Below are 12,956 nucleotides of genomic sequence, written 5' to 3' on the forward strand. Positions count from 1 at the left end.
GACCTCCTAACGACTAAAACCATTGGTAGCACTCAAGGTCTTAAACCATTTGCCTGATTTCTTGATAATGCGATCTTGAGTATCCAAGTCCAGCTCAATCAAACCATAGCGATTCTTATAGGCATTGAGCCAAGACCAGCAGTCGATAAAGGTCCACAGCATATAACCCTTACAATTTGCCCCTTCTTGAATAGCTCGGTGCAACTCAATCAAATGATCCTCGATAAACTCAATCCGGTAATCGTCATGGATATAGCCATTTTCCTTAAAGGCAGCTTCTCCTTCCACCCCCATGCCGTTTTCTGTTACTAGCCATTCAATATTGTTGTATTCTTCTTTGAGACTGGTGGCAATGTCGTAAATCCCTTTTTCATAAATTTCCCAACCTCTATGTGGGTTGATTTTTTTCCCTGGCATATCATAAGGAGCAAAGAAGTATTCTGGAGTGAGAACCTCTCCTTCTTTCCATACCCTTGTCGGTGCTTGTACCCGAAGAGGTTGATAGTAGTTGACTCCTAAAAAATCCACTCTATTCTCTTTGATAATTGCCAGCTCCTCTTCGCTAACTTCTGGAGTCAAATCATATTCGGCAATCAATCGAACCAACTCCTCTGGATATTCTCCCAAGACAGATGGATCTAGAAAACTCTTGGTTTGGAAGAGTTCTGCAATTCTAGCTGCCTGTATATCTTCTGGCTGGTCACTACGGGGATAAGCTGGAGTCAGATTCAGCACAATAGCGATTTTTTTATCAGGATTAATCTCATGGCAAGCTTTGACTGCCAAAGAACTAGCTAATTGAGTATGGTAGGCCACGGCAACCGCTGCTTTGGCATCAACCTTACAAGGATAATGATAATCTCCCAGATAACCACATTCTACAGGAACGATTGGCTCATTAAAGGTAATCCATCGGTCAACCACATCATCAAAAAGCTCGAAACAAGTCCGTGCATAGGCTTCATAGGCCCACACCGTTTCTTTTTTCTCCCAGCCACCTTTTTCCTGCAAAGCATAGGGAAGATCAAAATGATAAAGATTAACAAATAATTGGATCCCCTTTTCTTTTATTAGGGAAAATACAGCTCGATAGAAAGTTACCGCTTCTTGATTGACCTCCCCTACACCCTTTGGTATGAGACGCGACCATTGGATAGAGGTCCGAAATACAGTATGACCTGTCTCCGCCAACAAATCAATATCCTTTTCATAATTTTTGTAAAAGGTAGAGGTCTGTTCCGGACCGATACCTCCATGAAAACGCTCCGGCTCTATATTGTACCAATAATCCCAGTTACTTTGGCCTTTCCCGTCACCGGGTTCCATCCCTTCGCTCTGAGGACCTGAGGTAGAAGAACCCCATAAAAAACCTGCGGGAAATTGATAAACTTGTTTGTTCTGAGTCATTGATTGCTCCTTCTTTCTTTTGTATGACCAATGGCAGTTGCACATGATCAACCTGTCTTTCAAACACCTCAGGAGAATTGGTGACGTCACTGATTGTCACTAACTTTGTAGGCTTCATCGCTTAGCTCCCTGCCCCATGTCTATATCCTTATTATATTCCAGCCCTTCTTGTTTGTAAACGCATCCAGCGTTCTCTCTTTTTCCGTAATGAGACGGAAATATGGTACTTTCTAAAAACACTGAGGGTATGTAAAATCGAACCCAGAAACATATGATTTTCCTTTTCCCAAAATCAATCTCTACTCATTTTTGAACATAAAATTAGACTTTTATTGACCTTTTCTCTATTGCCATTCCTTCACAAGAAATTAATCTGTAAGAAAATGCATTTTAAACTCTAAATTTAGAGGTCAGAAAGTCCACACAGTGTCAACCGATTGTTCTTAACTTCCTGTAGTTTAAGTGGTAAAATTTTATCGTAAATGCTAAAAAAAAGCATTTTTCCTGAATAAAATAAGGAAGAGGTGGTCATGATTCGTATTCGGGCTGATTCTCAAATTGGAGATAGATAAACGTCAAAGAAAAGAGGAAAATTTAAAGATGAAAACAGGATTAAAAAGTCGATTTAAGACGATAGTAATGTTATTCTGCTTGCTGTTTCAGGTCTTTGCCCCTGCCAGTACTGCCTTGGCGGAGGAAGCTCCAAAAGAAGTAGAGACTACTATAACATCACTCAAGGTGCTTAGAACACCTAATGGCGAAGAAACAGATAATGTTTTTTACAATGGTAGGTTCTATCTAGCGCTGGACTGGGATGCCAGTGGACATGGCGCAGAATTACGCAAAGGAGATTATTTCGAGGTCACACTGCCTGACGCAATGAGGTTTCCGACCAATTCTGCGGCAGTTGATTTTCCGCTACATGCACCTGATGGAAGTGTCGTTGCCAACGCCCATGTAACACCAAATCCTGATGGTGGTGGAAAAGTAAGAGCGACTTTTACCGATTATGTACAGAACAAATATAATGTCAAAGGCTCAATGCAACTAGCAGCCAATTTTGTTAACTCAAAAGTTCGCCGGAATGAAGAAAACACATTTTCTATAACTGTAAGTGGAAAAGTCCACACCATTAAGGTTAGACCAAATGGCCCAACAGATCTTAAAAATGAAAAGTTGAATAAATGGTCAAAAGAGATCGGTGGAAATCGTGTACAATGGGAAGGTCGTATCAATCATGAAAAGGGAAGCTTCCCAGATGACACTGTTTTTTCTGATACATTAGCACTTAATTCTCCAGAGAAATTTATCAAAGAGACTTTCAGATTACAAAGGGTAGAGTTTGACTCAGTAGGTAACCCAATAAAAGTCCTTGAAACCATTAGTAGTGATAAGATTTCCTTTTCAAATGATGATCGGACTGTCACAGTAAATTTAGGAAATATAAGTAACCAACAGTACTATTTTACTTATCAAACATCTTATACACCGGATACCGTTATAAAAAACAATGTTAAGCTCACTTCTAAAGACAAGGTGCTTGCTGAACACTCTGCTTCCTATATCAATTCCTCATCTGGTGGTACAGGTTCTGGTGACTTGACCAACAAGATTAAAATCATCAAAGTTGATGCTGAAAATCAAGAGACAAAACTTGCCAATGCCAAGTTTAAAATCACCAATGTTGCGAATGGCAAAGAATACGAAGTCACTACAAATGCTCAAGGCGAAGCTGTGACAGAAAAATTAGTCGCAGGTCAGTACAAAATCAAAGAACTGACAGCACCGAATGGATTTGAACTAAATCCAGAAGAAACAACCGTCTCTGTCGCTGATGGAAAAGCGATCATCCAAACCATCACAAACAAGCCAATTAAAACATCAGTAAGCGTTGACAAAAAATGGGTTGGCCCTGCAAAAGATTCCGCTACAGTCCGTCTCTACGCAGATGATGCAGACACCGGAAAAACAGCTACTCTCAACGCTTCAAACAGTTGGAAAGCAACATTTAATGACCTACGCAAGTTTCATGCAGATGGTAAAGAGATCAAGTACACCATCAAAGAAGATGCGATCGAAAACTACCAATCTGAAGTGACAGGCGACATGGCTTCTGGCTTTACTGTGACAAATACCAACATTGAAAAAGTATCTGTACCAGTAACTAAGACCTGGAACGATAACAACGACCAAGACGGTAAACGTCCACAGTCTATCACCGTAAACCTCTTGGCTGATGGCAAAGTCATCAAGAGCCAACAAGTCACTGCCGAAAACGACTGGAAGTATACCTTCACTGACCTACCGAAGTACGCTAACGGAAAAGAAATCGTCTATACCGTGACAGAAAACGCTGTTGAAGGCTACACCACAACCTACGATAAGTACAATATCACCAATAGTTACACACCTGGTCAAACTAGCCTCACAGTAACCAAGGCTTGGGATGACAAGGACAATCAAGACGGTAAACGGCCTGAAGCTATCCAAGTTCAACTCTATGCTAACGACCAGAAATCTGGCGAGGTCGTGACACTAACAGCAGCCAACAAATGGACACACACTTGGACAGGACTTGCTAAGAAGGCAAACAAAAAAGACATCGTCTACACCGTCAAAGAAGTCTCAAAAGTAGAGGGATACACCACTACTGTAGGAACTGTTGAAAATGGAAATGTCACCATTACCAACACCTATAAACCAAGTACAACCTCTATCAAGGTAAACAAGGTCTGGAAAGATAAGGACAACCAAGATGGTCTGCGCCCAACTTCCATTACCGTCAACCTCTTGGCGGACGGTGAAGTTGTTAAGACGGAAACGATCACACCAAATGCTGATGGCGATTGGAGCCACACCTTCACAGACTTGCCTGAATACAAAAATGGCAAGAAAATTACCTACACTGTGGAAGAGGCGAACACACCAAACGGGTATACCTCATCTGTAGAAGGAACTACCATCACCAACACCCATACTCCAGAAACAACGGAAGTTGCAGGTACCAAGACTTGGAACGATAACAACGACCAAGATGGTAAACGTCCAAAATCTGTCACCGTAAACCTCTTGGCAGACGGTCAACCGGTCGCAAGCAAAATCGTCACCGCAGACGACAACTGGGCTTACAAGTTCTCAAACCTACCTGCTAAGAAAAATGGAGCTGTCATTACCTACACGATTAGTGAAAAAGCAGTCGCAGATTACACTACAACCTATGATGGCTACAATATCACTAACAGCTACACACCGGGAGAAACAAGTGTCACTGCCACAAAAGTTTGGGAAGACAACAACAACCAAGACGGACTGCGCAGGGAAATCAAACTAGAACTCTACGCAGACGGTGTTCCCACTGGACAGGTTCAAACCCTTTCTGAAGAGAACAACTGGAAAGCAACCTGGACAGGACTTGCCAAGAAAGCAAACAAAAAGGACATCGTCTACACCGTCAAAGAAGTCACTGCTATTGATGGCTATACTTCAAAAGTAACTCAAACATCAACCAATAACTTTACCATCACCAATACCCATACTCCAGAAACAACGCAAATTGCAGGGACTAAGACCTGGAACGATAACAACGACCAAGACGGTAAACGTCCGAAATCTATCACCGTAAACCTCTTGGCTAACGGTGAGGTCGTTCAAAGTCAGAAAGTCACTGCCGATACGAATTGGACCTATACCTTTACTAACCTACCGAAATACGCTAACGGAAAAGAAATCGTCTACACTGTTTCAGAAGAAAAGGTAGACGGGTATGAGATGAAGGTAGAAGGAACCAATATCACCAATACCCACACTCCAGAAACAACGGAAGTTGCAGGTACTAAGACTTGGAACGACAACAACGACCAAGACGGTAAACGTCCGAAATCTATTACCGTAAACCTCTTGGCTGATGGTAAGGTCATCAAGAGCCAACAAGTCACTGCTGAAAACGACTGGAAGTATACCTTCACCGACCTACCGAAGTACGCTAACGGAAAAGAAATCGTCTACACTGTTTCAGAAGAAAAAGTAGACGGGTATGAGATGAAGGTGGATGGCTACAATATCACAAACAGTTACACACCAAGTACAACCTCTGTCAAGGTAAACAAGGTGTGGAAAGATAAGGACAACCAAGATGGTCTACGCCCAACTTCTATTATCGTCAACCTTCTGGCAGATGGTCAGGTAGTTTCTACAACAACCATCAAACCAGATACCAACGGTGATTGGAACTACACATTCACAGACTTACCTGAATACAAAAATGGCAAGAAAATTACCTACACTGTGGAAGAGGCGAACACACCAAACGGGTATACCTCATCTGTAGAAGGAACCAACATCACTAACACCCATACTCCAGAAACAACGGAAGTTGCAGGGACTAAGACCTGGAATGACAATAATGACCAAGACGGTAAGCGTCCAAAATCTATCACCGTAAACCTCTTGGCTAACGGTGAAGTCGTTCAAAGTCAGAAAGTCTCTGCCGATACGAATTGGACCTATACCTTTACTAACCTACCGAAGTACGCTAACGGGAAGGAAATCGTCTACACTGTAACTGAGAATGCCGTTGATAACTATACAACAACCATTGATGGGCACAACATTACCAACAGTTACACACCAGGTCAGACGAGTCTCACTGTTACCAAGGTCTGGAAGGATAACAATAATCAAGACGGTAAACGTCCTGGATCTATCCAAGTTCAACTCTATGCCAACGGTGAAAAGTTGGGCGAACCTGTAACCCTGACTGCTGATAACAAGTGGACGCATACTTGGACAGGACTTGACAAGAAAGCAAACCAGAAAGATATTGTCTATACGGTCAAAGAGGTTTCAGTGGTTGATGGATACACAGCATCTGTAGGAAAAGTTGAAAATGGAAATGTCACCATTACCAACACCTACAAGCCAACCACTCCTCCTAAGAAGAAAAAATCGACTCCACTGCCATCAACAGGAAGTCTCAGCGGACTAGGACTGACGTTTGTCGGACTAGCACTTGCCGCGACTATCAGTGCTCGAGCGATTTACCGAAAGAGGAAATAGGCATGACAACTTTCATAAACAGAACAACTTGAGAGAATAATACTCTCTTGAGATAGACAAAAGCCCTTAGATTTACTCTAATGGGCTTTTGTGGTATTTGCATAAAATATCACTAGAGGTGTTACAAAACAGGACAAATTTCATATTCTGTATGATTTATGTCGTCTTATAACATCTAAAGGTTAGTCAATTTGATCATCACGTCTTTTTTTCTTAAGAAGTCCTATTGCTCCAAGTACAGTTAAGGCTGCCACAGTGTAGGTAACATCAGGTCTATCTTTATCTCCAGTTTGAGGTAATTGACGAACTGCTTTCGCTTTGGAGATAGGGAGCAGAGAGGCATCTTGTTTAATTGTACCATCTTTTGGAGTTTCCGGAGATGACACAGATGGAACTTCTGAATGCAATGACCGTTGTGAATCCTCCTGAAGTGTTTCTGATAGCTGCGGATTACGAGATTCGCTTTCTGTCTTAGGAGCTTCCGGTGTTGGAACTACTGGAACCTCTGGACGACGTGGCTGGGAATCTTCCTGAGGCTTTTCAGGTCGCTGCGGATTATGAGATTCGGTTTCTGTCTTAGGAACTTCTGGTCTTGGATCAGATGGAACTTCTGGGCGGCGTGGCTGGATACCTTCCTGAGGTCTTTCAGGTCGCTGCGGATTACGAGGTTCAGTTTCTGTCTTAGGAACTTCTGGTCTTGGATCAGATGGAACTTCTGGGCGGCGCGGCTGGATACCTTCCTGAGGTCTTTCAGGTCGCTGCGGATTACGAGGTTCGGTTTCTGTCTTAGGAACTTCTGGTGCTGGGACTACTGGAGCCTCTGGTTGTGGCTGCTGTGGCTCTTCCTGAGGTTTTTCAGGTAAGTGCGGCACTATAGGTTCGGTTTCTGTCTTAGGAACTTCCGGTGCTGGTACTGCTGGAACTTCTGGAGATAGCGGTTGCATTGGTTGTTCCTGAGGTGTTTGTGGTCCCACATTCTCTTTTTCAACTTTTGGCACAGGGATCGTTTCTTTGGTGTACCTTACCTTAACCTCTTCTAATTTCTTATCTTTAACTTCTTTATCATTAATCTTGTAAGATGTAGTATTAGAAATGATTGTTTGATAAGTGGCTTCTTTATTTGTTGCTACACCTGTTGATTTAGAGAACTTATCCTTATTCACCTTCAATTTATAAGTAAAGGTTACTGGTTTTCTTTCCTCAAATGCCTTGGCAAGCTCATCCTTATTGATGGTCCATGTCAGGGATTCTTTGGTGTTAGGAGTGCTAATAATGGAAGAGAAGAGGTTAAAGCCCCATCCCAATAGCCCCCCACCTGTTCTACTAGATTTAGCAGGAGTGTGTTTAACACCAGTTTTGAAACGAGTTTTATCAAAGCTACCATCTACTACCGAAACATTCTCTCCGAAAGTATCGGTAATGGTTACTTCTTTTAAGATGTCCTTAAACTTATCTGGAGTGGTCAAGTCTTTCTCTTCTAGGAACTTGCTACCTTCTGACATCTTCTTGAGATATTCATCAAATTTATCATAAGTTTTTGCAGTGTCAGGCTTAGTGACATCAAAGCTGTAGAATAGGATACCTTCATCTCGAGCTATTTTTGCTTCTGCTTGAGCAGATAGATTATGATTGTAGAATTGGTATTGACGTCTGTAGAATAGGTGATCCAATGCTTTTCCAATAAACCAATCTCTAACAGAATCAGAAGCAGTTTTCAATCCTAGAGTGCTAAGCCATGAAGAAGCCTCTTTCGGTTCCAATTTTTCTAAATTTTTCTTAACTTCTGACTCAATAGTACTCTTAAGACCGACCGTATCCGTCACCCGATTGTAGTAGCTACGGAAGTTATAGCCCTCTCCTAAGCGGTTTGAATAGTCGAACTCACTTTCTTTCAATTCCTTTGTATCTAAATCCGCTAGTGTAATATAATCCAGCGGATTTTTAATCCCAAGCAAACTGTTTCCCAAAGAGAAAAGACTATTTCCTGTAGAAGCCATCCCCTTGACAGCATTTTTGAATTGACTAATTCCTACCTTATCTAAAAATTGAGTAAACTTTTCAGCGTCCTTCACGAAATTATGGGTTTTAGTCGTTGTATCAAAGTAAAACGGCCATGGTAGCAGAGGATTGCTATAGGTTACAGGTCCATCAACCTGTATTTTCGATAACTTTTCTTTGTCTTTTTTAATATCATAACTGAAGGTAGATTCTCCCTGAGAGAATAAAACGATGTGTTGGCGTTTACCTGATTTTTTCTCACCAGTTGAGTTAAATGCTTGACGGGCACGATGAATAGCCCCTTGAAGATCTACGCCCCAATTACGATCTTCTTTGGCAAAAACCCTAGCTTTATCAATTTCAGTATTTACTGTTTCAGGAGTTAAATAGACGGGTTCATTAACCTTATTGTAAAATGTAATCAAACGAACAGTATTGCGAGCATTGGGACTTTTTCCATCAGAAGCTTTGCTCGTTAGAGTATTGACTAATTTTTTAATATTCTCTTTGGCCGTTTTAAAGCTTTCGTCTGTCATCTTGTTAGAAACATCTAGAAGGACCATGACCTCGGCACCTTCATCGATCTGTTTCGGCTCAACAGTCAGGGTAACGTCGATGGTGTCATCGTCGTTTACCTTCACGTCACGAGACACATCAAAAATCTCTCGTTCCTTGCCATCACGGTTCTTGATGAGCTTGTTATCTCCGTCCTTCCCATCTACAACTTTAAGAGTTGACTTTTCCTTCTCAACTTTCAGTTTTTCAACTTCAATGGTCTTAGGCTCTTCTACTACTGGAGCGGCTGGAGTCGCACTTGGGCTCATACTAGTCAAAGCTGCTGGAGCGGGTGTAGAAGCGGGTGCAGCTTCTCCTGCTTGCTCTTGGCCACCATCTGCAGTCGCTGAGGTTACTGATGTTCCCGCGGCTCCCCCATTTTCAGCTTGCTCAGTCCCTCCAGTAGATGCAGTCGCAGACTCTCTACTTTCAGCAGAAGGAGCGGAATCGGAAGTAGAAGTAATTTCTGCCCCCGAAACAGTTGTCGCCATAAACATAGTTCCAACGGAAACAAGTCCGATAGACAATTTCCTGAGTCTATGCTTAATATTAACCTTAATCATTTTTTACCAATACTTTCTTTTTAATGTTTCGTTGTAGTATATAAAATAAACACTAAAAGGCTCATTTCACTACTCTATCAGTGACAAAGACAACAAAAGTAGCCAAGTAAATCACTCATGGCAACGCTCAACCTTAATAGTACAATGCAATACTCACCATGATTACAAGCTTGCCACCGACCCTATGACATTGTTGTGGAACACAGATGATTTGACAGACCTAGAGCGCCTCAATAAGTAAATACAAGAGCGATTATCTCGAAAAATACATCTCCATATAAATTTAGTAGTCACACTAATCCGAGATTATTGATCATCGGACGAATCATTGAAACCAGATTTACCGTCTCAACTCCTACTAAATTACAATGTTGATATACAATCTACGATATTGCATTTGTAACTAACTGTAGGTAGAATAGTCTTTACTATCCCATCTATAAATTGTACTTAAATAAATCACAGTTTGGTGTATTTTTTTTGTAACCTTTATCTGTTTTTTATCTACAGACGACCAGGAAACCTGCCAAACAAGAAAAGACTCTCAAATAAGAATGCGATAGAACCTTATTCACCTTGGACTGAAAGAATCTAAGGCAACTGTTTCTATTCGACTATAGGGTACTGACATTAAATAAATGAAAAAAGCGAACAAATTGGAACGGTAATCAAACCAAATCCCAATACGTTCACTTTTTTAGTTTAGACTGAACTTGTATATTTAGTTCGTCCAACTCCTACATAGAAGCTGTGTGGATAGACGACCCAATCCGGATAGTCACCCCCAAAATAAAAACTTATCGACGAATTCTTTTCTACTTGTCAAATTCTTTCTCACTCTTCCTTACTTCACTACAATATTAACAAGTTTATTCGGAACCGTAATCACCTTTACAACGGTCAAGCCTGCAATTTCTGCTTGGACTTTCGCATCAGAAAGGGCAATCTTTTCTAACTCATCTGCTGATAAATCCTTTGTAACGGTCAAGCGGGCTTTCACTTTACCTTTTATTTGGACAACGATTTCGACTTCACTTTCCACCAATTTGCTTTCATCGTAGCTTGGCCATGCAACATAGCTAATGGATTGGCCTGTATTGGTCAAACCTTGCCAGAGTTCCTCTGCCAAATGTGGTGCAAATGGTGCAATCAACTGCACAAAGCCTTTGGCGTAGTCAACATAGAGGTTGCCCTCCTTGTTGGCCGCATTGACAAAAATCATCAGTTGCGCGATAGCAGTATTGAATTTTAGTTCTTCGATGTGCTCTGTCACCGTTTTCACAGTTTCATGATAAACCTTATCCAAAGCTCCGCTATTTTCCGCTACGATCTCTTTGGTCGTTAAGAGGCGGTAAACGCGGTCAAGAAACTTACGACTGCCTTCCAAACCTTCTTCGCTCCAAGCGATAGAAGCATCAAGCGGTCCCATGAACATTTCATAAACACGAAGAGTATCCGCACCGAATTGATCCACCACATCATCTGGATTTACCACGTTTTTCAATGACTTGGACATCTTGGCTGGAGCCTGCTCCAACTCCTCGCCTGTTTCGATATTGAAGAACGAACCATCACGCTTTTCAACTTTGTCTGTTGCCACAAGCGCTCCACGACCATCGCGGTAACTTGTCCCCAAAATCATTCCTTGATTAAAGAGTTTTTGGAACGGCTCCTTGGTTGGCACAACGCCAAGATCATAGAGAAACTTGTGCCAGAAACGAGCATAGAGTAAGTGAAGAACAGCATGCTCCGCACCACCAATGTAGATGTCAACTGGCAACCATGCCTTGAGCAAATCTTCATCTGCCAATTTCTCATCGTTGTGTGGGTCAATATAGCGAAGGTAGTACCAGCTAGATCCCGCCCACTGTGGCATAGTATTGGTCTCACGACGCCCCTTAACACCATCCTCACGGGTAACCGTCAACCAGTCAGTCAAATTAGCCAGTGGGCTTTCCCCAGTACCAGACGGTTTGATGTCAGAAGTCTTAGGCAAGACTAGTGGCAATTCATTTTCAGGTACAGCTGTTGAAGTACCGTCTTCCCAATGAATGATCGGAATTGGCTCTCCCCAGTAACGTTGGCGACTGAAGAGCCAGTCACGCAGACGATAGGAAATTTTCTCTTGACCAACACCGTTTTCCTCCAGCCAAGCCACTATTTTAGCAATAGCATCTGCCTTATTGAGTCCATCCAAGAAATCCGAGTTGATATGAGGTCCATCTTCTGTAAAAGCAGACTCCTCAACATTTCCCCCCTCAAGAACAGGAAGAATGTCCAGACCGAATTGCTTAGCAAATTCCCAGTCGCGTTCATCATGAGCAGGAACTGCCATGATAGCACCTGTACCGTAGCTGGACAAAACATAGTCGGCAATCCAGATTGGAATTTCTCTGCCATTGACAGGGTTGATAGCATAGCTACCTGTCCAAACACCTGTTTTTTCCTTAGCAAGATCTGTACGAGCAAGGTCTGACTTGAGCGATGCTTGACGTTTGTATTCGGCTACTGCCTCAACTTGTTCTGCCGAAGTAATGCTATCTACCAAATCATGTTCAGGGGCTAAAACAGCATAAGTAGCACCGAAAAGTGTATCAGGGCGGGTAGTAAAGACTGTGAAATCCTTATCTGTATCCTTGATTTTGAAGGTCACATTGGCACCAGTTGATTTACCAATCCAATTGCGCTGCATATCCTTGATAGACTCCGGCCAATCCACTTCTTCCAGATCAGTAAGTAACCGCTCTGCATAGGCGGTAATCTTCAACATCCACTGGCGCATTGGTTTGCGGACAACTGGATAGCCCCCACGTTCAGATGTTCCATCAGGAAGTACTTCTTCGTTAGCAATAGCTGTTCCCAATTCCTCTACCCAGTTGACAGGCACTTCTGCCTCATAGGCTAGACCTTTTTCATACAACTTAGTGAAAATCCATTGAGTCCACTTGTAGTAGCCAGGGTCTGTCGTGCTGACTTCGCGATCCCAGTCGTAAGAAAAACCAAGGGCGTTAATTTGACGCTTAAAGTTGGCGATATTTTCTGCCGTAAAGTCAGCTGGGTCATTCCCTGTATCCATTGCATACTGCTCTGCAGGTAGACCAAAAGCATCCCATCCCATTGGATGAAGCACATTGTAACCTTGTGCCCGCTTATAACGACTGAGAATATCCGTTGCAGTATATCCTTCTGGATGTCCAACGTGCAGGCCCGCACCAGATGGATAAGGGAACATATCTAGCGCATAAAAGTTTGGCTTGTCACTATCTGTCCCCGTCTTAAAGGTATGATTTTTCGCCCAAAATTCCTGCCACTTTGGTTCGATTTCCTTATGATTGTAGAAGCTCATATATTTTCTCCATGTCAATAAATTATCCTTAC

At 42.3% G+C, this 12,956-nt stretch carries 4 protein-coding genes; 1 reads left to right on the top strand and 3 read right to left on the bottom strand.

The features are described 5' to 3' along the window. Positions 1–6: 6 nt before the first annotated feature. A complete protein-coding gene (locus BZG42_RS09385) occupies positions 7–1,407 on the bottom strand; it encodes a glycoside hydrolase family 1 protein (protein ID WP_155963565.1) in 1,401 nt (466 codons plus the stop codon). A 600-nt stretch (positions 1,408–2,007) separates the two neighbouring features. Here BZG42_RS09385 and BZG42_RS09390 point away from each other — a divergent pair. Further along, complete coding sequence (locus BZG42_RS09390; RefSeq protein WP_159780130.1) at positions 2,008–6,462, top strand: Cna B-type domain-containing protein; 4,455 nt, start codon at positions 2,008–2,010, stop codon at positions 6,460–6,462. 182 nt (positions 6,463–6,644) lie between these two features. Here BZG42_RS09390 and BZG42_RS09395 read toward each other — a convergent pair whose 3' ends face one another. Continuing rightward, positions 6,645–9,578 (bottom strand): serum opacification factor, encoded by a 2,934-nt coding sequence (locus BZG42_RS09395; RefSeq protein WP_155995280.1) that lies wholly within the window; start codon positions 9,576–9,578, stop codon positions 6,645–6,647. A gap of 844 nt (positions 9,579–10,422) precedes the next feature. Continuing rightward, positions 10,423–12,924 (bottom strand): leucine--tRNA ligase, encoded by a 2,502-nt coding sequence (leuS, locus tag BZG42_RS09400; RefSeq protein ID WP_155995281.1) that lies wholly within the window; start codon positions 12,922–12,924, stop codon positions 10,423–10,425. Positions 12,925–12,956: the final 32 nt, after the last annotated feature.

The sequence above is a fragment of the Streptococcus sp. DAT741 genome (assembly GCF_009866825.1).
In the GTDB taxonomy this organism is placed as follows: Bacteria; Bacillota; Bacilli; order Lactobacillales; family Streptococcaceae; genus Streptococcus; species Streptococcus ruminantium.